Genomic DNA, 20,607 nt, shown 5'->3' on the forward strand with positions numbered 1-20,607 from the left:
ATCGCCGCCGTGGCCCGAGGCGGCGGCGAGGCGTGGGGCGAATGCACGGCTAAAGCGAGTTGCGTTGGGCGCGCGAAGAGGCGCCGGCTACAAGTTCGAGAAAAGCGTCGCCGTGGGCCAGCCGTCCGCCGGCAGGCCCAGGCGCAGCTGCTCCTGGCGCACCGCCTCTCGGGTGTTGAAGCCCAGAATGCCGTCGATGCCGCCGACGTTATAGCCCCGGTCGGCGAGTTTCTGCTGGAGCTGCTTGATGACCTCCGGCGCCAGGCCGGGCTCCGGGCTGCGCGGGTCGAAAGCGGGTGCGCCGTCGAAGCGGGCGGCCAGGTGCGCGGCGGTCAGCGTGTAGACCAGCGACTGGTTCCATTCGAGGTAGATGTCGAAATTGTCGTAGGCCAGGAAGGCGGGGCCTTTATGGCCCATGGGCAGGATGAGGCGGGCGGGAAGGGCGTCGGCCGGCAACGGGCTGCCGTCGCGGCGGGTGATGCCGAACCCAGCCCACTGGCCGCGCGGCAGCTTGTTCGTCAGCCCGGCCTCTCCCCACGGAAGATCGCCCGGCACGCGCACCTCGTCGAGCCACGGCTCGCCAGGCCTCCAGCCGAGCGCGCCGATGGCGTGCGCGGCCGTCAGGATGGCGTCGGGCGCGCTGCCCTTGAGATCGACGCGGCCGTCGCCGTCACCGTCCACGCCCTTTTCAAGGTAGTCGCTCGGCAGCATCTGCAACTGCCCGATCTCGCCGGCCCAGGCACCGGTGACCTCGGCCGTCACCGCGCCCTCATCGATGAGCTTCAGGAGGGCGATCAGCTCGGGACGGAAGATCTCCGGCCGCCGGCAGTCGTGGGCCAGCGAGGCGAGTGCGTTGAGGGTGGAGAAGTCGCCCTGCACGGCGCCGAAATCCGTCTCCAGCGCCCAGAAGGAGGCGATGACCGGCCCTGGAACGCCGAACTCGCGCTCGGCGCGGGCGAAGGTGTCGGCGTATTTTTCCAGGTTCCGCCGACCGTGGGTGAGGCGGTAGTCGTTGATCATGCGGCTGGCGAACTCGCGGAAGGTCTGCGTGAAGACGCCTTGCGCCCGGTCGCTGTCGATCACCCGCTGGTCGAAGGAGGTGCGGCCGAGCGCTGAAAGCCCGGCAGCGCCGACGCCCTGGCTTGCAGCCTCCGCCTCGACGCCGGCGCGCCAGGCGGCGAAATCACCGCCGCATTCTTGGGCAAGGGCCGTCGTCGGTATTGAAAGGGCGGCCACGGCCGCGAACAAGGGGCTTCGCAAATACATGCCTATCTCCCTCCATAATGACCACGGGCACCGTCAGCTGGTATAGGCCTTCAGCCATTCGCGCCAGGCATTGGCGCTGCCGTGGAAAACATTGATGTCGGCATTTCCCTCGATGCCGGGCAAGACGCCCGTTCCCGTATATTGCCAGAAAACCCAAGGGTGATTGCCATATTTGTCATCCGGATGACCGGCCACCGAGCGCAGCCAGAAAGGATAGCCCTTGAAGTGCGAGAGGCCGTTTTTGTCAAAGAAATCGACGGATGTGTAGATTATGGGGCGCTTGCCGTAGTGCCGCTCCACCGCGTCGAGGAAAATCTGCATTTCCTTGCGCACCACTTCCGCGGGCGGGCGCAGCTTGCACGAGGGGGAGAGGTGGTTCCACTCCATATCCAGCACCGGCGGCAGGGCTGCCGCATCGCGCGGCACGTGGCGGATGAACCAGCGTGCCTGCTCGATCGCCGGGCGGCAGAAATAGTAGAAATGATAGGCGCCGCGGGCGATGCCGGCGTCCCTGGCGCCCTGCCAGTTCGCGTTGAAGGTCTCGTCGAAGCGGTCACCGCCTTCCGTTGCCTTGACAAAGGCGAAGGAGATGCCGCCCCGCGCCAGGCGGCGCCAGTCGACCTCGCCCTGGTATTTTGAGACGTCGGTGCCGTGGACCGGATAGGTCCAGGGCGGGCGCTTCTCCCATTCATGGGGATCGTTGTCGGCAAAGCGCAGCCCACCGCCGGTGAGTGCTGGTGCCGGGGCTGAAGGCGAGGGCGCAAGGTCCGCGAAATCGTAGCTCACCCGCGAACAGGCCGTCACCGACATGAGCAGCAGCAAAACCGTCAACAGGCGCATTTTTGCGGGAGCCTCCCCGGCGGCGAATCGCTATCGTGCGTTTGTTCTTCCGGGGATAAGCCATGCGGATCGTTCTTTCCATCGTCAAATGGCTCGCGGGCCTTCTCGTCGTTGCGGTTCCGGCGCTGGCGCTATGGCTATGGCTGGCGCCGCCGGAGCTGATCCGCGTCGGCGCGAGCTATACCGCCAAGATCGTCTGCTCCAACGTCTTCCTGGCCGGCCGCGAGGCCGAAAGCGTTCTGGCCGAGGACGTGCAGGCGCCGGGCCATCCGCTCCTGAGGCTGATGCGGGTGCGGGTGGACACGGAAGAGGGGGGCGTGCGGACGGGGCTCTTCGGTGTCTTCGGCGAGGGGCTTGCCGTCTCCCGCGGCGGCACGGGCTGCGCCGCCGTGCCGGACGGCGACGTTGCGGCGGCGCGCGGCGCGGCAATTGAGGCGCCGGCGGCGGCCTCCCATGACGACGCGGCGTTGTGGCCGGAAGGGGAGCAGGTGGATACCGCCGGCTATCCCGAGATCGCCGCCCTTCTCGAGGATCCGGCGATCGTCGGTCCCGGACTGCGTGCCGCGGTGGTGGTCAGCGACGGCCGCGTCGTCGGCGAGCGTTTCGGCGCGGGCGATGCCGGCCCCGAACGGCGGCTTCTCGGCTGGTCCATGACCAAGACCGTCAACGCAGCCATCGCCGGCACGCTGGTGGGGGCGGGCAGGCTGTCGGTGGAAGAGGACGGTCTTCTTCCCGAATGGGCCGGCGACCAGCGTTCCGAGATCACGGTCGCCCATCTCCTCGGCCTCGAAAGCGGTCTTGCCTTCAACGAGGACTACGGCGGGGTCAGCGACGTCACGCGCATGCTCTACCTGGAGCCGGACATGGCGGGTTTCGCCGCCGACATGCCTCTGCTCTACCGGCCCGGCGAGCACTTTTCCTATTCCAGCGGGACAAGCGTCATCCTGTCGCGCGTCTGGCAGAACGCATTCGCCGACGAGGAGGAAGCGCTCGCATGGCCACGGCGGGCGCTGTTCGATCCCGTGGGCATGGAGACGGCGGTCTTCGAGACCGATGCGCGCGGCACCTTTACCGGCTCCTCGTATCTCTATGCCTCGCCACGCGACTGGGCGCGCTTCGGCCAGCTTCTCCTGCAGGACGGCGTATGGGAGGGGCGGCGCGTCCTGCCGGAAGGCTGGGTGGAATGGATGCGCACGCCGACACGGGCCTCCGACGGCGAATACGGCCGCGGTGTGTGGATGCAGGGCCCGCGCGTGACGACGCCGCGGGACCAGCATCAGGACGAGGGTTTCGATCTGCCGGAGGACGCCTATTGGATGATCGGCCATGACGGGCAGACCATCACCATCATCCCCTCGCGCCGCCTGGTGGTGGTGCGCATGGGCCTGACGCCGAACGTGCTGGGCTATAAGCCGCAGACGCTGGTGGAGGCGGTGGTGAAGGCGTTGGATGGGAGGGACTAGCTGGAGGTCGGCGCGCGCCAACCTCCCTCAATCCTCGCCCGGCACCCGCACCACCGCATGCACTGCATACCCGCAAAAACGCGAGTCGAACGAAAGGCTTGCGCCGCGCCTCTCGCATTCCGATTCAAGCACCTCGCGCAGTGAATCGCGCGGCGCCACGTGGAAGGCGGCGAGCCAGCGGGTGAGGCCGGTGCGGAACCAGCCGGGAAGCTTCTCCTGGCGGCCGAAATCGACGATATGCAGCGAGCCGCCGGGGGCGACGCAGTCCAGCGCGGCGGCGACGGTGCGTTCCCAAGGGGGGATCATCGAGAGCGCGTAGGAGAGGAAGACACGGTCGAAGTGACGGCGGCCGAAGAGCTTTTCGGCATCGAAGGCGGAGGCGTCGGCCTCGGCGAGCCGCACCTTGCCGGCGATCTTTTCGCGGCGCATGCGCTTTTCGGCGGTCTCCAGCATGACGCGGGAGATGTCGAGGCCGAAGAGCCGGGCGTCGGGATAGCGTTCGGCGGCGAGCGCCAGGTTGCGCCCGGTGCCGCAGCCGAGTTCGAGCGCACTGCCGCCCGGCGGCACGGCAAGGCCGGCGATGAGGCCGTCGCGGCCAAGCAGGTAGAACTTGCGGGTGAGGTCGTAGATGTGGCGCTGACGGCGGTAGACCCCGTCCATCAGCCGCGCATGGGCGGGGCTGTCGGCGACGGCCATCAGGCGTCCTTCTTCACGTAGAGGTGGAACCCGCCATAGATGGCCGAGCGGTCGCGCGCGGAATAATCGCGCGAGCGGGCGAATTCGTAATGCCACTGGTCGAGCAGCGCCTGCGGGAGGCGGCCGGGCAGGAGCGTCGGCTGCGCGGCGGTGCGGAAGATGACGCGGGCGCCGGGGGCGGCGGTGCGGGTGATCTCGCTCCACAGCGCGTTCAGCTGCCGGTCGCTCATCCAGTCCTGGGCGTCCAGCAGCACGAAACGGTCGACGCTCGCCGCGGGCTTTATGGCGAGCAACTCTATGAAATTGGCGTGGTGGACGGCGACGCGGCCGGCATTGGCGCGGATGGTCTCGAAATTGGCGCGCTGGAGATAGGCGGGAAGCGTTGCTTCGCCCTCCTTCGGATAGCGGCGGGCAAAGGCGGCCCAGGCGAAGTAGTTGTCCTTCAGCGGGAAATGGCAGGCGAGTTTTTCCAGCCGCGCGGAAAGCACCTCGGCCATGGAGCCACTGGCGCCCAGAAGCGCGTCATATTGTGCCGGCGGGATGCCGAGGCCGAAGAGCGAGGCCTTGCGCGAGGTGGCCCAGCGCACCAGCGGCTTGTCGAACAGGGGCCTCAGCCGCTCCTCGAAGAAGCGGCGCTGCTCGCGGATGCTTTTCGCGCGCATGATCTCGGAAGGGTCGACGCCGTGCAGGCGGGCGAGGCGGTGGCCCGTGGCGATGAAAAAGCCGAGCAGGCCGGTGCGGTAGAAATCGCGGTCGAAGGCGCCGATGCGGCGCCGGCCCAAAAGGTCGCGCGCCTCCCAGTAGCGGCGGCTCGTCGCGTCCAGCCTCAGTGCGATGAAGCGGTCGTATGCTTCTTCGTTGGCCGTCTCGCCCGGCCGGCCGAAGAACCGCAGGAGGTCGCCGTAGGCGGGGAGCGCGGCGAAGGCGGCAAGCTTCAGCCGGTTGAGGGCCACGTGGGCGGCGTTGAGGTCGACCACGTCGATGCGGGCAGGCGCGCGCGTCAGATAGGCCAGCATGTTGCAGCCGCCCGAGGCGATGGTGACGACGCGGTGGCCCTCGGCAAGCGCCATTGCCTCCATGTCGACCTCCGGGTCTTCCCAGATCTGCGGGTAGACGAGACCGGAAAAGAGCAGGGCGAAGACGCGCTCCGAAAGGCCCGCCTTCGTCAAGGCGGCGTTCTGATAAACGGCGCTGCCGATGCGACGGCGGGAGGAGAGGCCGATATCGGCTGAAAGGTCAGTCATGGGAGAATCCCCCTTGGACACTGTCCAAGGGGCTAACGGAGGTGCGTGACAGGGGCGTGACGGATTTGCGATGCCGTGTGCACGACCGAGGCAACACCCATCATCGGTGGCACACCGCTATACGCATAACTACACATTCCCACCTTGAACGCGCTGTTCTTGGTGTGTATTTATACATAGGGAGGGGTGCGCATGGGCCGCAAGCAGCACGGCAGCAAGCGAAGGGATGTGGAGAGGAGACTGCGGGCAGAGGGCTGGCGCATTGTGCGCTACGGGCCGGGCGATCATGTGCAGTATAAGCACACGGAGAGAAAAGGGCGGGTAACCATTGACCAGGGCAGTCGGGAGATTCCAACCGGCACCTTGCGCTCGATCTACAGGCAGGCCGGATGGGAGTGGTGATCCGGTCTTGGATGGAAGGAAAGGCTATCATGTCTTATGCGATCGCACTGATCCATGAAGAGGACGGCGTCTTCGGCATTTCCTTTCCGGATTTTCCGGGCTGCGTTTCGACCGGCGCCACGCTCGATGAGGCGATGGCCCGCGGTGCGCAGGCTCTCACCTTCCATATCGAGGGAATGGTCGAGGACGAGGAAAGCCTTCCCCTCTTACGCACGCCGGCCCAGATCAAGGCAGACCCGGAGCTGGCGGAGGATACCGCAGGCGCCGTTCTGGTGGCTGTGCCGGTGGAGCTTCCAGGCAAGGCCGTGCGCGTCAACATCACACTCGATGAGCATCTCCTGGCCGCCATCGACCGCGCGGCGGGCGCGCAAGGCTCCAGCCGCTCGGGCTTTCTGGCGGAGGCGGCGCGTCGGCGGCTTGGCCGGTAGGCGCCGAGCCCCAACGGATCGCTCGAGGAGGCTGACCGGGTAACGGGCGTTCACCCCCGCCCGAATCCCCCCGCAGTCGGCGTCGTCACGATCACCGCTTCTCCGGCCTCCACCACGGTCTGGTCGCAGCCCTTCAGCCGCTCGATGCGGCCGTCCTTGCGGCGCACCTCCGTCTTGCCGAGCTGGCCGTCGCCGCCGCCGTCGACGCCGCGCGGCGGCACCGTGCGGTGGGAGGAGAGGATGGCGCATTCCATGGTTTCCAGGAAACGCAGGGTGCGCCGCGTGCCGTTGCCGGCGTTCCACTTGCCCGTGCCGCCGGAGCCCCCGCGGATGTGGAAATCCTCGAGAAGCACGGGGAAGCGCAGCTCCAGGATCTCCGGGTCGGTGAGGCGGGAGTTGGTCATGTGGGTGTGGACGCCGCTGGTGCCGTTAAAGCCGCGGCCGTCGTTCATGCGGCCGGCGGGCGAGCCGGAGCAGATGGTCTCGTAATACTGGTAGGTCTCGTTGCCGAAGGTCAGGTTGTTCATCGTCCCTTGCGCGTTGGCAAGCGCTCCCATGGCGGCGAACAGCGCGTTGGTGACGTGCTGCGAGGTCTCCACGTTGCCGGCCACCACGGCGGCCGGGTAGGCGGGGCGCAGCATGCACCCTTCCGGGATGACGATCCTGATCGGCCGCAGGCAGCCGGCGTTCATCGGGATGGAGCCTTCCACCATGACGCGGAAGGCATAAAGCACGGCGGCGCGGGCGACGGGCTCCGGCGCGTTGAAGTTGTTCTTCATCACAGGCGAGGTGCCGGTGAAGTCCACCGTCGCCTCGCGCTTCTCCCGGTCCACCGTGATCTTCACCTTGATCGCCTGGCCGGTATCGGTCGGGTACTCGTATTCGGAGACGTCGGGCAGGCGTTCCAGCACACGGCGCACGCTTTCGGCGGCATTGTCCTGGACGTGGCCCATATAGGCCTCCACCACGTCGAGGCCGAAATCCGCCACCATCTTTTTCAGTTCCGCCACGCCTTTCTCGTTAGCGGCGATCTGTGCTTTCAGGTCGGCGATGTTCTGATGCGGGTTGCGGGCGGGGTAGGGATGGTCGGTGAGGAGGCCGTGCAGCTCCTTCTCGCGGAAGCGGCCGCCTTCGACGAGGCGGAAATTGTCGAACAGCACGCCTTCCTCGTCCACGTTCGTGGCGAGCGGCGTCATGGAGCCGGGCGCCGTGCCGCCGACGTCCGCATGGTGGCCGCGCGAGGCGGTGTAGAACAGGATCTTTTCGCCCGTCTCATCGAACACCGGCGTCACGACGGTGATGTCGGGCAGGTGCGTGCCGCCGTTATAGGGAGCGTTGAGCGCGAAGACGTCGCCGGGGCGGATGTCGCCTTCGTTGAGGCGGATTATCGTCTCCACCGAGCGGTCCATGGAGCCCAGATGCACCGGCATGTGCGGGGCGTTGGCGACCAGCGCGCCGTTGCGGTCGAAGACGGCGCAGGAGAAGTCGAGCCGTTCCTTGATGTTCACCGAATAGGCGGTGTTCTGGAGCGTCACGCCCATCTGCTCGGCGATCGACATGAAGAGGTTGTTGAAGACCTCCAGCATGACCGGATCGGCCGCAGTGCCAAGCGCGGCCTGGCGCGGCTTCTTCTCGACGCGGCGCATGAGCACGTGATTGCGCGCCGTGATCCCGGCCTGCCAGCCGGGCTCGACGACAATCGTCTGGTTGTCCTCGATGACAAGCGCCGGGCCACTGATCCGGTTGCCGGGGGAAAGGTCGGCGCGGCGGAAGACGCCGGCTTCGCGCCATTTACCGTCGCAGAAGATGCGGCGGGTGACATGCGGTTCCGGCGCGTCGTCGTTGACGGCAAGGGCCGGCTCTTCCGGCCCCGCCGCGCGGGCGTCCACGCCCTCGACATTGACCGCCTCGACGACCATCGGCTTGTCGTCGTAGACGAAGCCGAACTGCGCCTTGTGGGCGCTCTCGAAGGCGGTCTTGGCGGCGTCGATGGAGCGCTCGTCGAAGGGGACGGAGAGCGTGGTGTCGGTGCCGTCGTAGCGGACCTCGAGGCGCAGGCGCCATTCGGCGGTCGCGGCCGCGATGCCCTGGTCTGCGAGTTCCTTCCCGACCTCCTTGCGCAATTCGGCGATCAGCGCCTCGATCTCGGGAAGGGCGGCCTCAGCGAGCGGCTTGATCAGCGCCTTCTGGCGCGAGGCCGAGACGGTGGCAAGGCCGATGCCGTAGGCCGAGAGAAGGCCGGAGAGGGGGTGGATGAGGACGGATTCCATGCCCAGCGCGTCGGCTACCAGGCAGGCATGCTGGCCGCCGGCGCCGCCGAAGCAGTTGAGCAGGTAGCGGGTGACGTCATAGCCGCGCTGGACGGAGATCTTCTTGATGGCGTTGGCCATGTTCTCGACGGCGATGGTGACGAAGCCCTCGGCCACGACCTCCGGGCCACGACCGTCGCCGACCTGTTCCGCCAGGGCCGTGAAGCGCTCGCGCACCGTGTCGGCGTCGAGCGGCTGGTCCTGGCCGGGGCCGAAGATCGCCGGGAAGAAATCCGGCTGCAGCTTGCCCAGCATGAGGTTTGCGTCGGTGACTGCGAGCGGGCCGCCGCGGCGGTAGCAGGCGGGGCCAGGGTTGGCACCGGCCGAATCGGGACCGACCTTCAGGCGGCCGTCCTCGTAATGCAGCACGGAGCCGCCGCCGGCCGCCACCGTGTGGATGCGCATCATCGGCGCGCGGATGCGCACGCCGGCCACCTCCGTGTCGAAGGCGCGCTCGTATTCGCCTTCGTAATGGGCGACATCAGTCGAGGTGCCGCCCATGTCGAAGCCGATCACCTTCTCGAAACCGGCGATGCGCGCCGTCTCCACCATGCCCACCACGCCGCCGGCGGGGCCGGAGAGGATGGCATCCTTGCCCTGGAACATGTCGGCGGCGGTGAGCCCGCCGGACGACATCATGAACTTGAGGCGGGGGAAGGGGGGCGCGGCGGGCGCCGGCATATCATGCGATTGGATCCCAAGCTCCGCCGCCACCAGCCGCACATAACGGGCGAGGATCGGCGAAAGATACGCATCCACCACCGCCGTGTCGCCGCGGCCGACGAGCTTTATCAGGGGCGACGTCTCGTGGCTCGCAGAGATCTGCGAGAAGCCGAGGGCGCGGGCAAGTTCGGCGGCCTCCTTCTCGTGTTCCGGGTATTTCCATGCGTGCATGAAAACGACCGCCACGGCGTCGATGCCGTCCTTTCTCGCCGCCTCCATCTCGGTGCGCACCGCTGCAAGATCGAGCGCCGTCTCCACCGTGCCGTCGACGCGCACGCGCTCCGGCACCTCGACCACGCGCTCGTAGAGTTGCTCGGGCAGCACGATCTCCTTGGCGAAGATGTCGGGGCGGGCCTGGTAGGCGATCTTCAGGGCGTCGCGAAAACCTTTGGTGATGAGCAGGAGAACGCGGTCGCCCTTGCGCTCCAGAAGCGCGTTGGTGGCGACCGTGGTGCCCATCTTCACCTCGCCGATCAGGTGCGAAGGCATGGGCTCGCCGGCCTTCGCGCCCAACAGGTCGCGGATACCTTGAATGCCGGCGTCGCGATAGGCTTCGGGGTTTTCCGACAGCAGCTTGCGCGCATGAAGCGTGCCTTCGGGGTCGCGGCCGATGACGTCGGTGAAGGTGCCGCCACGGTCGATCCAGAAATCCCACCTGCCGGAAGTCATGCGCTCGCTCCTTTTGCATCGGCCACTACCTCGGCAAAAATCACGTCACAGGCAAAACGTCAATAATTTATTGACAAATTATGCATGTATGCCACTCTGCCGGCCGTGACGAGAAGGGATACGAGGTGACGATGAGCGATGCCGGGGAAAAGGTGGGGCCCGTGGTTGCGGCGGCGCATCTGGCGGCCGGCGCGATGCCGGCGCTGTCGGAGATCGAGTTCGCCATGACCCTCATGCACCACTCCTTCCAGCGATGGATGGTGCGCTGCATGGCGGCGGCCGGTGTGTCGGGGCTGCAGCCGGTGGCCGTGCACCTCTTGCACGCCGTCGCCCACCGCGGGCGCGAGAAGACGCTGTCGGAACTGTGCATGATGTTCAACATCGAGGACACCCACGTCGTCACCTACGCCATCAACAAGCTGGCGGCGCTCGACCTCGTAAAGAGCAGCCGGCGCGGCAAGGAGAAGACGGTCAAGGCGACGGAAAAGGGTGTCGAAGCCTGCCGGCGCTATCACGAGGTGCGCGAGGCGCTGCTGGTGGACAGCATGAAGCGGCTCAACCTGGATGAAAAGGCGCTGTCGGGCATCGCCGCCACCATGCGCAGCATCTCCGGCCAGTACGATCAGGCAGCCCGCAGCGCCACCATTTTGTGAGAGGCGGCGCCGCGGCTGATCATCCAACCGTAACCGCTCTTCACGAAATGTGAGGAAACTCCGGAACGACGGCGCGCATTTCTGCCCCGGCTGCCCGAGGCGGGTTTTGTGCCCGCCATCAGGCTTGCCTGAAAAGGAGACGTGAAATGAACAAGGTTTTCATCGGGCTCTTGTCCGCGGCGGCCCTTGTGGGGCTTGCGGCATGCGGCGAGGGCGGTGATACGGCTGCGCCGGCTGGCGACACCGGCGATGCCGAGCAGACGGCGCCGGCGGAAGAGCCCGCGCAGGGAACGGACGACACAACGACACAGGGCCTTACGCCCGATACAGGCGAGGCGGGCGGAGACACACAGCAGTAAACGCTTCCCCTAACAGTTCGAGGTCCGCACCGAAATCTTCCTCCCACGGCGTTTGTCTTAAGGTCGCCAGGGGAGAAGGGTTTCCGTTGGGCTTCGTCCATGAGAAAGGCCGGGTAACCGGCCTTTCTTTTTTGCGCGCGCGGGCGGTTGGAGACGGGCGTTCCCGTCACGGCCGGGCATAGCGAAAATCCAGCCTCGAATTCGACGGCAAATCGCTTTAAAAGTGCCGGCGATGAGCATCCTTGTCCGCCTTTCCGAACTCCTGACCCGCGCATCCGGCGGCGTATCGGCGCTGGTCGAGGCGGTGCGCACGGCTTTCAAGGGCGATCCGGAGCTGCGGCGGCGGGTAGCCTTTTCCATCGCGTTGATCGCGCTGTCGGCAAAGATGGCCAAGGCCGACGGCATCGTGACGCCGGACGAGGTGCGTGCCTTCCACGAAATATTCTCGGTGCCGCGCGAGGAAATGCGCAATGTCGCCCGCCTCTATGACCTTGCCAAGAAGGACGTGGCCGGCTTCGAGGCCTATGCACGGCAGATGGCCGGGCTGTGCGGCTCGGGCAAGCCCAACTGCGCGATGCTGGAGGACATTCTCGACGGGCTGTTCCACATCGCCAAGGCCGACGGCGTGCTGCACGATGGGGAGCAGGCGTTTCTCGCCCGCGTGGCGGAGATCTTCGGCATCAGCGAGAGGCATTATGCGCAAATCCGCGCCAGGCACGTGGCGGCGGGGGAGGGCGATCCGTATATCCTGCTCGGCGTGGGGCGCGATGCCCCCTTTCAGGAGATCAGGCGCCGCTATCGGGAACTGGTGGCCGAAAGCCATCCCGACCGCCTGATCGCGCGCGGCGTGCCGGAGGAGTTCATCGCCATCGCCAACACCCGCGTTGCCGCGTTCAACGCGGCCTACGAGCAGCTCGAGAAAAGCCGGCGGCCGGCATGATCGGCTTCACCGCCGAATACGCGCCGGCGCACGTGCGCGTCTCCCCCAATTTCGGCGAGCGGCGCAGCGGGATGCGGCCTGACGCGCTGATCCTGCATTATACGGGCATGGAGAGCGGCGAGGCGGCCGAGCGCCGGCTGTGCGATCCCGAAAGCGAGGTCTCGGCACACTATCTCGTGCATGAGGATGGGCGCGTCGTGCAGATGGTGCGCGAGGGCGCGCGCGCGTGGCACGCCGGCAGGGGCTCCTGGCAGGGGATAAGCGACGTCAACTCCTTTTCCATCGGTATCGAGATCGTTAATCCCGGCCACGAACTCGGCTATCCGGATTTTCCCGCCCAGCAGATCGCCGCGGTGATCGCCTTGTGCCGCGATTTGTGCCGGCGGCATCCGATTGCGCCGCAAAGGGTGCTTGCCCATTCGGATGTGGCACCTGGTCGCAAGGTCGACCCGGGCGAAAAGTTCCCCTGGGATCTCCTGGCGCGCGAGGGGGTGGGCCACCATGTCGTGCCGGCGCCGCTGACGGACGGTCCGGTGCTCGCCGAGGGAGACCGGGGCGAGGCTGTGGAGGCGCTGCAGACGATGCTGGCGCTCTATGGGTACGGCGTTGAGATATCGGGTCTATTCGATGCCGCGACAGCGGCCGTGGTGAGCGCCTTCCAGCGCCATTTCCGCCCGGCGCGGGTGGATGGCGCCGCCGATCCCTCGACCCGCGATACGCTTGCACGGCTCCTGTCCGCGCTGCCGAAGAACGCCGTCGGCTGAATCTCTAAATATTCCAAAGTGATACATTTATTGAGTGGGCAAGCCCTCATTGGCGCATTTTTGCCTGCAACACGCCCCGCTGGGTCGGCGGCGGGGTTTTTTCCACGCCGTTTCAATCAACAAATACGCTGCGCCCGCAGCGGCAAAAATAACGGATTACAATGCACATCAAAATTCTTGTTGCGGCAACGCTCGTTGTCGGCATGACGACGGGCGGCTCCGAGGCCGCGAACGATTCTCCCGAGACGCCTGCCATTGTGAAGGCCAAAGCAGACGGCGCCGACAAGGGGTCGCTCGCCCCTTTGATCAAGAAGGTTGCGCGCGGCGGAAAGACCGCGTCCACGGCCAAAAGCGAGGAAAAGATCGCGCGCCTTGAAGGACTCGCCGGAGGCACCGCCAGGAAAGTGAGCACAGCCAAGCAGCCAGACGCCAGGCACGCCTACCATGCGATCGTCTCACGCTATGCCAGCGAATACGGCGTGCCGGTGGCGCTCGCGCACGCCGTCATTTCGGTAGAGAGCAACTACCGCGCCTCGGCGCGTGGCAGGGCCGGGGAAATCGGCCTGATGCAGATCAAGCCGTCCACCGCTCGCGGTATGGGCTACCGCGGGTCCGTCAAGGCGCTCTACGACCCCGAGACGAACATCAAATACGGCATGAAATATCTCGCCGGCGCGTACCGGCTGGGGGGCACCGACACCTGCGGCGCCATCCTGCGGTACAATGCCGGCCACGGCGCCAAGCGCATGAACCCCGTCTCCTCGGCCTATTGCGCCAAGGTGAAGCGCATTTTGGCGAAGAACTAGAGCATGATCCCGAAAAGTGGATGCAGTTTTCGGAAAAGATCATGCTAAAACAAAAGGATAGACCGTGATGCCGATTCCATGAAAAGGCATCACGATCTAACGCATCGGCCTGAAATCCGGGATCGGCCCCTCGGAACACGATACGCAGATTCAGCACCCTACAGCCTCTCTTTTGGCGTCCCGGGGGACATCGTTCTGTAGGGTGTTGACGGCCTGTTCGCGCCGGGATAGTCGCGCGTACAGCGCCGCTCGATAGTATTGATAGTAGAAGCAATAAGCAGACTTATTTCACGATATCCTTTCATTCCGGCAATGTCCTCCCCAACTGGATGTCGGCAGTGCGCACTTCGGGGATCGGCCCATGGTTGCGGCCGGTTTAACCGAGTGCGCTGGCTTGCCGCTCGTGGGCTCGGGCGAGCGAGCCTGTTTACTCCCTGACTATCAAATGATAGTTTAAGCTATTTCATTTCGTAGCAAATTGAGGAAACATGAGATCTGCGACCGAGCCGTGGTCCCTGTCGGGAACCATCGAAGAGTCGTCCCGTCCTCGACTAAAGGCGTTTATCATTCATCTGAAGCGTGCGGTAGAACGCCGACCGCAGGTCGAAAGGCTGGTTGCGGCGCTGCCTATACCGGCAGAAATCGTGGATGCCGTCGACGGAGAGTGTCTCGATGTGGCGGAAGCCGGCAAGGTCTACCGTCCTCGTCTTCACAATCCCCGTTATCCATTCCGGCTGAGCAAGAGCGAAATCGCCTGCTTTCTCTCGCATCGCAAGGCATGGCAGGCGATCGTCGATCAGGAGCTCGATGCCGGCTTCGTTGTAGAAGACGATGTCGAGCTCGACGAATTCTTCCCGCGCTCCTTCGCCAGTGCTTTGGCGTGCCTGGAGCCGGAAGATTTCGTGCGCTTTCCGTTCCGCGCGGACCGCGAGGCCGGGCCGGAACTTTTCAATGACGGCAAAACGCGCATCATCGCGCCGAGCCCCGTCGGATTGGGCATGGTGGCACAGCTCGTGGGCCGAAGCGCGGCCCGGCATCTTCTCGCCGCAACGCAGCGGTTCGACCGGCCCGTCGACACGACCGTTCAGATGAAATGGGTAACCGGCGTCGCGCCCAAGTCGGTCGTACCGGGTGGCGTGCACGAAATTTCCCGCAAGCTTGGCGGCAGCATGATCCGGCGGAAGAAAACGGTGCCTGACAAGCTCCGCCACGAGATTCTGAGGCCGCTTTACCGGATCAGGATCGCGATCCGATCGCGCAGATAAGGTACAAGACCGCATGCCGGCTCCGATCTTGCTCTACCATCAGATCGACATTCCGCCATCCCGGCGGACCCCCTTCCGCAGCATGGTGGTGCATCCGCATGCATTCCGCAATCAGATGCTCTGGTTAAAGCGGCTCGGCTACAGGGGTCTCTCGCTCCGCGAAGCCATGCCCTACATTCGTGGAGAGCGGACCGGGAAGGTCGCTGCGATCACTTTCGACGACGGCTTTCTCAACGTGTTCGAGAACGCTCTTCCGGTATTGCGGGAATTGGGTTTCACGGCGACCGGCTTCTTCGTGGTCAGCCAGATCGGCGGCAGCAACGAATGGGATAGGGTAATCGGCGTTCCCGAAGCTCGCTGCATGTCGGCGGCCCAATTGCGCGAATGGGCAGCGCTTGGCAACGAAGTGGGCTCGCACACGCTCGATCACGTGCACCTGCCGGAGCAGCCGGCGGATGAAGCCAGGCGCCAGATTGTCCGCTCGCGCGGCATGCTCGAGGATATTCTGGGAGAGGAGGTGCTTTCCTTTTCTTACCCTTACGGACAGGAAGGAGAAAGATGCCGCCGGATGGTTCGGGAAGCGGGATATCGTTACGCCACAACAACCCGCCGCGGCAGCGCAGGGCCCGGTGACGATGTCTTCGGGCTTCCACGCGCCACGGTACGGCGCAATGACACATGGCTGCACTTTTTGAAGAAATGTCTGGCGGGGTACAGTTCAGCCCCGGCGTCGATGGATTGAACCATGCCGAAGCATACCGCCCCCAACCCTTTGTAAGGCAATCGGAAACAGCTGCGATCGGATATGCCCCAATTACCCCAATTAAATGTCCGATACTCCAGCTCGAAGCATTGCCTTTTGGCGCTCGAATCCCTTTATACGAGGCACCAGCCGGTCGGACGGCCGCACGCGCAAGCGCCGAAAGGCCGCGCGTGAGGAAAGTCCGGGCTCCAAGGAAACACGGTGCCGGGTAACGCCCGGCGGGGGTGACCCCAGGGAAAGTGCCACAGAAAGCAGACCGCCCGGCAAAGCCCGAAGGGCGAAGCCGGGTAAGGGTGAAAGGGTGGGGTAAAAGCCCACCGCGCGCCTGGCGACAGGGGCGGCACGGCAAACCCCACCGGGAGCAAGACCGAATAGGAACGGCATGAAGGGAAACCTTCAAGGGCGGTTTCCGGCCCGGCCGTTCGGGTAGGTTGCTTGAGGCCGGCGGCAACGCCGGTCCCAGAGGAATGGTCGTCACGTCGCACAGCCCACGGGCCGTGCGGCCATACAGAACCCGGCTTACAGACCGGCTGGTTTTTCTTTTTGCATAGTGGGCGGTACGGCCCTGTCTCTTAATCGGCTCTAATATGCCCTGCGAAGGGAGATAAACCCGCCGGTCTGGTGATAGTCGTAGATGTCGACATTGCTGTCGCGCCGCTCGTGGAAGACCGTCAATTCCGGCTTGATCCCTTTCCATTCCAGCCGGTCGTGGGCGATGGAGAAGGAGGGGCGCACCGTTACGTCCTTCCGGTTCAGCCTCCAGAACGGATCATATTCGGTGAATCTCGTCCAACTCGCCGACAGGCTCGGCGACAGGTTCCAATCGCCGAATTTCATGTCCAGCCCGACGGTCGTGCTTGGCCTGTAGTAGGTGTAGTAGTCGTTGACGCCGTTCAGGTGCTCCAGCGAGGCATTCCAGAAGAAGGTCGCGTTCGGACGGAACGTCCAGTCGCCAAACAAATAGGGCCTGTAAAACTGGCCCGATCTGTCGTGGTCCTTGGAAAACGTATAGCCGACGTCGCCACCCAGGCCGATCCGGCTCGTCGAGGACAGGGTAAAGCGCCGCCAGGCGCCGAGCGTGGGGCGTATAAAGGGGCTGTCCTCGTTCAGTTCCGCATCCATGCTCGCCTCGACAAACAGCTTCGAGGGCAGCATGCGGCCGACGGAGAACTGGCCGCGCAACACGTTGAGCCCGTCGCGCTCGAAAAGCCGCGCGTTGCCGTTGAACTTGGTCAGCACGCCGTTGTCCCAAAGCTTCTCGACGGAAAGCCACGGCTCGAGACCGTGTGCCAACCTCCGTGGCGAGGACGGTTCGTACTCGAGCGGAATTCCGTTGAAGAAGATCGTCCCGCCCGAGGGGGCTCGGGCGGGATTGCTGTCGCTTACGATTCTGGCGCCGAAGCGGACGCGCAGAATGTGCAGCTCCGCCTCTTCGATGAAGGGCAGGATGTTGCGCTTGACCGCCTTTGGCGTGCTGGGGTGGTCGTACACTTCCCGGAAAAGCGCCAGCGCCTGCCTGAATTCGCCGACGCTGAAATAGGACCGCGCGAGCTCCAGCTTTATCCGCGCGGTCGGGACTGTCCCCAGCAAGTGGCGATAGTTGCGGATAGCGATATCGTGCCGCCCGGCCTGGGCGGCAGACAGGCTTTCCTTGAAGATGGCGTCGGCTTGTTCGGGGGCCAGCCTCTCTGCGTTCGCTACCGTACTGAAGACAAGACAAAAGGCGAATGCAGCCAGTATCTTCATATTACTGCTTCTTGGCCCCGTAGCCTCCGTAGTACCGCTCGATGCCGTCGCCTTTCACGGCGAACGTGCCGCCGACTTCCTGGGCGCCCGGGCCATAGAAACGGCCGTCGATCTTACCGGTCATGCCGTTGGCGGTGCGGACATTACCAGACATCTCGTTGCTTCCGGCCGAGTAGGTCATGGTGCCGGTGAGGTCGAGATGATCCTTCGCAACGCCTCCCAAGGATTTCGTGTCGTCGGTTTTGAAGTCCACGGAACGCCTTGCAAAATCAGCATTCAACGTCGCCTCAGACGTCATGTAATGCCATTCGGGAATGTTGCTTTCGTCGTAGTCGATATATTCTCCCCCCGCAGTCCCTTTGAATGTCGCTTTTCCAGACGAGGGAATGTTGGCCACCGGCGTGTCGGATCCTATGCTTGCCGCTCCGATGTTGGCCTCGGATACTACGAAGTCACGTTCGAACCACGTGCCATAAGTCTGATACTCAAACCCGTCGGCTCCCGGTTCGGCAAAAGCGATGTCGATCTTATCGTCTTTCGACTCGAGGGACAGGAATTTCCCATCGTCTGAAATTGATGAATATTCAGATATATTTTCTTCATTAAGAACCTTCTTCGATGTTGGCGTCGTTAATGCAATCGACGTTATGTCTCCATCGGAATTCGTTGTTACTTCTGTGGAGACTTTTGCGCTCGAGAAGGATGTCAATGCAAAGTCGCTGTCGTCCTCGCCGGTGGCCGTGGCCTCGCGTCCCTTTCCCTTAATCGTGGTGGTCTCGCCGGCCTTCATTTCGGCGAAACTCGTGAAAGTGGGGCCGTCAGGGCCGCCGGGACCGCCCGATCCCCCGCCGCATCCTGCAAGTGCGAATGGAAGAATAAGAAAAAACAGCTTTTTCATGAGTTACTAACTCCAATTTTATCTAAACAACGCTTGGTCGAACTACCTTTTGGTGTACGGCGCGGCCGCGGGGAACATATACAGTTGTACCCGCGTTTCAAGCGTTTAGGCGCATTCTTCCACGTGTTTATGAGCCTAGTTGCCTGCGGCCACGCTTCGCGCGTTCCGGCGGTCGCACAAGCGGCGGGCAAGGCATGTCACCGTAAGGCCCCTGTAAGGCTAACCCTTCGTTAGGCTTAACAGGGGATAAACGTCCGATGGCTCGCAAGCTGCTGGAATCCGGGGCGAATTCGCTACCTATGTCTATCAATCCCGTTGACGCCCATGAACGCCCATGTTATCCCATCAAATCAGTCAGATTATTGTTTCAGCGGGAGTTTGAAGGCCGCGCCGCCGCGTTTTCGGCGGGGTGCCGGGCGTTGTGCCCGGGGCGGGGAACGGATCGAGGAGCCGCGTTTCTGCGCGGTCGAAGCAATGCAGAGGGGCATGACGCCAACAGCGGCCGTCGCAGATCATGGATCGGTTCTTATCCAGTGCGATCAACAGGATCGACGCGAAGGGGCGGGTCTCCGTGCCGGCTCACTTCCGCTCCGTGGTGCAGAGGCGCGGCTTTGCCGACCTCTACGCGCTGAGGGCGCTGGATGTGCCGGCGATGGATGTGGGCGGCCCGGACCTGCTCGACCGCTACGAGGAGCGGATCGCGGTGGAGGACCCGTTCCTGCAAACGGCGGACGACATGTCCTTCTTCGTCCATGGCGACGGCAGCTTCCTGAAACTGGACCAGGACGGGCGCATTACCGTAACGGACTTCGTTCGCGAGCATACGGGGATTACATCGCAGGTCGCCTTCGTGGGGCGCGGCCTCTTCTTTCAGATATGGGAGCCGGAGCGGCTCAGTGCCCACGGCGCGCAGGTTCGCGCACGGCTCTTGAAATTGCGGCAGCAGGCCTCTCAGGCCCGGGCCGCAAGTACGGAATGATGGCGGGCCCCGGCGGCGAAAGCTCGGCCGGTGGCGGACTGGCCCGCCACATTCCGGTCCTTCTCGAGGCGGTGATCGCCGCCCTCGACCCGGCACCGGGAAAGACGATCGTCGACGGCACGTTCGGTGCCGGCGGTTATACGGGCGCGCTCCTTAAGCGGGGCGCGAGTGTGGTGGCGATCGACCGCGATCCCGACGCTATCGCCGGTGGTCAGGCGCTGGCCGCGCGCTTCGGCAGCCGGCTGCGGTTGGAGCTTGGCCGATTTTCGGAAATGGAGGCCATCGCCGGCGGCGCGGTGGACGGGGTGGTGCTGGATGTCGGCGTGTCGTCCATGCAGCTCGATGAGGCGGAACGCGGGTTCTCCTTCCGAAAGGAAGGCCCGCTCGACATGCGCATGGGCCGCGAAGGCCCAAGTGCCGCCGATGTCGTCAACCGCCTCAAGGCGGGGGATCTGGCGCGCATCTTCGGCCTGCTCGGAGAGGAGCGCCATGCCGGCCGCATCGGCCGCGCCATCGAGCGGCGACGGGCCGAAAAGCCGTTCGAGACCACCGGGGACCTGGCCGCGCTCGTTGAGCGCACAATCGGCCGCAAGCCGACCGACAAGATCCATCCCGCCACGCGCGTCTTCCAGGCCCTGCGCATCTTCGTCAACGATGAACTCGGCGAACTGGCGCGCGCGCTGTTCGCGGCCGAGCGCATCCTGAAGCCGGGCGGTGTGCTTGCCGTTGTCACCTTCCATTCGCTGGAGGACCGCATCGTCAAGCGGTTCCTCACCGCGCGCTCGGGCGCTGTGGGCGGCTCCCGGCATCTGCCGGAGGCGGCGGCTCCGCAACCGATCTTCGAAAAGCCGCAGAAGCCGGTGGCGCCCGGCAAGGCCGAGACGGATCAGAACCCGCGCGCCCGCTCGGCGCGGCTGAGGGCGGCGCGGCGCACGGATGCGCCGGCGGGAGCGGAGGATTTCGACAGCCTGGGCGTGCCGGCGCTTTTCGTCACGGCACAGCTCGGCGAGAAGGCGAGGTAGGCAGTTGTTCCGGACCAGCGACATCATCCTGATAGCGGTCATGCTTTCGGCGGCGGCGTTCACCTACAAGACCAAGCACGAGGCGGAAGCGATGATGAGCCGCGCCCGTGAGCTGGAGACGCAGATCCAGCTCGAAAAGGACGCCATCGACGTCCTGAGGGCGGACCGCAGCCTTCTCACCCAGCCGGGGCGCCTGGAGAAGCTGGCGAATATCTACAAGGACGAGCTCGGCCTCGGCATCATGGACCCCAAGCAGATCGCCACGCCGGCATCGCTGCGCGAGCTCCCCTTCCGCTCCGAGGAGACGCTGATGGTCGAGGGCGCGGACGGCGCGGACGAACCGGTGGTGACGGGAGGGGTGCGGCCATGAAG

Annotated in this window: 20 protein-coding genes and 1 other RNA gene; 14 read left to right on the plus strand and 7 right to left on the minus strand. The window is 64.8% G+C overall.

Translation table 11 applies throughout. From position 1 onward, the window contains the following. Positions 1-87: 87 nt before the first annotated feature. A complete protein-coding gene (locus GPJ75_RS11030) occupies positions 88-1,266 on the minus strand; it encodes a lytic murein transglycosylase (protein WP_163268040.1) in 1,179 nt (392 codons plus the stop codon). Positions 1,267-1,299: 33 nt separating this feature from the next. Further along, positions 1,300-2,106 carry a glycoside hydrolase family 25 protein gene (locus GPJ75_RS11035; protein ID WP_163268042.1) on the minus strand — a complete coding sequence of 269 codons (807 nt, stop codon included), beginning with the start codon at positions 2,104-2,106 and terminating at the stop codon, positions 1,300-1,302. Positions 2,107-2,168: 62 nt separating this feature from the next. On the opposite strand from GPJ75_RS11035, the gene GPJ75_RS11040 reads away from it, so the two are divergent. Beyond that, the gene (locus GPJ75_RS11040; protein ID WP_163268044.1) at positions 2,169-3,569 is read left to right on the plus strand and encodes a serine hydrolase domain-containing protein; all 1,401 of its coding nucleotides are present in this window, start codon (positions 2,169-2,171) and stop codon (positions 3,567-3,569) included. Between the two features lie 27 nt (positions 3,570-3,596). On the opposite strand, the gene GPJ75_RS11045 is transcribed toward GPJ75_RS11040, so the two are convergent. Then, positions 3,597-4,265: a class I SAM-dependent methyltransferase gene (locus tag GPJ75_RS11045; RefSeq protein WP_163268046.1), complete on the minus strand. Its 669-nt coding sequence runs from the start codon at positions 4,263-4,265 to the stop codon at positions 3,597-3,599. Further along, a complete protein-coding gene (locus GPJ75_RS11050; protein WP_163268048.1) occupies positions 4,265-5,509 on the minus strand; it encodes a BtaA family protein in 1,245 nt (414 codons plus the stop codon). Before GPJ75_RS11050 ends, GPJ75_RS11045 begins: the two co-directional genes overlap by 1 nt. A gap of 192 nt (positions 5,510-5,701) precedes the next feature. Between GPJ75_RS11050 and GPJ75_RS11055 the strand changes: the two genes are divergently transcribed. Both GPJ75_RS11055 and GPJ75_RS11060 read left to right on the plus strand, forming a co-directional pair. Then, positions 5,702-5,911, plus strand: a complete 210-nt coding sequence (locus tag GPJ75_RS11055; protein ID WP_163268050.1) for a type II toxin-antitoxin system HicA family toxin — start codon at positions 5,702-5,704, stop codon at positions 5,909-5,911. A 29-nt stretch (positions 5,912-5,940) separates the two neighbouring features. After that, positions 5,941-6,339 carry a type II toxin-antitoxin system HicB family antitoxin gene (locus tag GPJ75_RS11060; protein ID WP_163268052.1) on the plus strand — a complete coding sequence of 133 codons (399 nt, stop codon included), beginning with the start codon at positions 5,941-5,943 and terminating at the stop codon, positions 6,337-6,339. A gap of 50 nt (positions 6,340-6,389) precedes the next feature. Here GPJ75_RS11060 and GPJ75_RS11065 read toward each other — a convergent pair whose 3' ends face one another. Continuing rightward, on the minus strand, positions 6,390-10,040 hold the full coding sequence (locus GPJ75_RS11065; RefSeq protein WP_163268054.1) for a hydantoinase B/oxoprolinase family protein: 3,651 nt from the start codon (positions 10,038-10,040) through the stop codon (positions 6,390-6,392). A gap of 131 nt (positions 10,041-10,171) precedes the next feature. On the opposite strand from GPJ75_RS11065, the gene GPJ75_RS11070 reads away from it, so the two are divergent. The 8 genes from GPJ75_RS11070 (at position 10,172) to rnpB (ending at position 16,128) form a co-directional block, all read left to right on the plus strand. Beyond that, entirely contained in the window at positions 10,172-10,693 is a 522-nt protein-coding gene (locus GPJ75_RS11070; protein WP_163268056.1) for a winged helix DNA-binding protein, read from the plus strand. Positions 10,694-10,839: 146 nt separating this feature from the next. Continuing rightward, entirely contained in the window at positions 10,840-11,052 is a 213-nt protein-coding gene (locus GPJ75_RS11075; RefSeq protein WP_163268058.1) for a hypothetical protein, read from the plus strand. A 232-nt stretch (positions 11,053-11,284) separates the two neighbouring features. Further along, positions 11,285-11,992 carry a J domain-containing protein gene (locus GPJ75_RS11080; RefSeq protein WP_163268060.1) on the plus strand — a complete coding sequence of 236 codons (708 nt, stop codon included), beginning with the start codon at positions 11,285-11,287 and terminating at the stop codon, positions 11,990-11,992. Next, a complete protein-coding gene (locus GPJ75_RS11085) occupies positions 11,989-12,756 on the plus strand; it encodes a peptidoglycan recognition protein family protein (RefSeq protein WP_163268062.1) in 768 nt (255 codons plus the stop codon). Before GPJ75_RS11080 ends, GPJ75_RS11085 begins: the two co-directional genes overlap by 4 nt. A 161-nt stretch (positions 12,757-12,917) precedes the next feature. Continuing rightward, entirely contained in the window at positions 12,918-13,562 is a 645-nt protein-coding gene (locus tag GPJ75_RS11090) for a lytic transglycosylase domain-containing protein (RefSeq protein WP_163268064.1), read from the plus strand. A 488-nt stretch (positions 13,563-14,050) separates the two neighbouring features. Further along, positions 14,051-14,827, plus strand: a complete 777-nt coding sequence (locus GPJ75_RS11095; RefSeq protein ID WP_163268066.1) for a glycosyltransferase family 25 protein — start codon at positions 14,051-14,053, stop codon at positions 14,825-14,827. A gap of 13 nt (positions 14,828-14,840) precedes the next feature. Beyond that, a complete protein-coding gene (locus GPJ75_RS11100; protein ID WP_163268068.1) occupies positions 14,841-15,569 on the plus strand; it encodes a polysaccharide deacetylase family protein in 729 nt (242 codons plus the stop codon). A gap of 146 nt (positions 15,570-15,715) precedes the next feature. Then, positions 15,716-16,128: RNase P RNA component class A (gene rnpB, locus GPJ75_RS11105), an RNA gene on the plus strand. A 44-nt stretch (positions 16,129-16,172) separates the two neighbouring features. On the opposite strand, the gene GPJ75_RS11110 is transcribed toward rnpB, so the two are convergent. Continuing rightward, complete coding sequence (locus GPJ75_RS11110; protein WP_163268070.1) at positions 16,173-17,336, minus strand: surface lipoprotein assembly modifier; 1,164 nt, start codon at positions 17,334-17,336, stop codon at positions 16,173-16,175. A gap of 1 nt (position 17,337) precedes the next feature. Next, positions 17,338-18,234: a transferrin-binding protein-like solute binding protein gene (locus GPJ75_RS11115; RefSeq protein ID WP_163268072.1), complete on the minus strand. Its 897-nt coding sequence runs from the start codon at positions 18,232-18,234 to the stop codon at positions 17,338-17,340. Between the two features lie 514 nt (positions 18,235-18,748). Here GPJ75_RS11115 and mraZ point away from each other — a divergent pair. Genes mraZ through ftsL form a run of 3 tightly spaced genes read left to right on the plus strand, consistent with a single transcriptional unit; the run spans position 18,749 to position 20,605 of the window. Further along, positions 18,749-19,213: a division/cell wall cluster transcriptional repressor MraZ gene (gene mraZ, locus GPJ75_RS11120; protein WP_163268074.1), complete on the plus strand. Its 465-nt coding sequence runs from the start codon at positions 18,749-18,751 to the stop codon at positions 19,211-19,213. Further along, positions 19,213-20,235, plus strand: a complete 1,023-nt coding sequence (gene rsmH / locus GPJ75_RS11125) for a 16S rRNA (cytosine(1402)-N(4))-methyltransferase RsmH (RefSeq protein ID WP_425483144.1) — start codon at positions 19,213-19,215, stop codon at positions 20,233-20,235. Before mraZ ends, rsmH begins: the two co-directional genes overlap by 1 nt. Positions 20,236-20,239: 4 nt before the next feature. Continuing rightward, on the plus strand, positions 20,240-20,605 hold the full coding sequence (gene ftsL, locus GPJ75_RS11130; protein WP_246249023.1) for a cell division protein FtsL: 366 nt from the start codon (positions 20,240-20,242) through the stop codon (positions 20,603-20,605). The last annotated feature ends 2 nt before the right edge of the window (positions 20,606-20,607 follow it).

This window comes from Chelativorans alearensis (assembly GCF_010993735.1).
Lineage (GTDB): Bacteria > Pseudomonadota > Alphaproteobacteria > Rhizobiales > Rhizobiaceae > Chelativorans > Chelativorans alearense.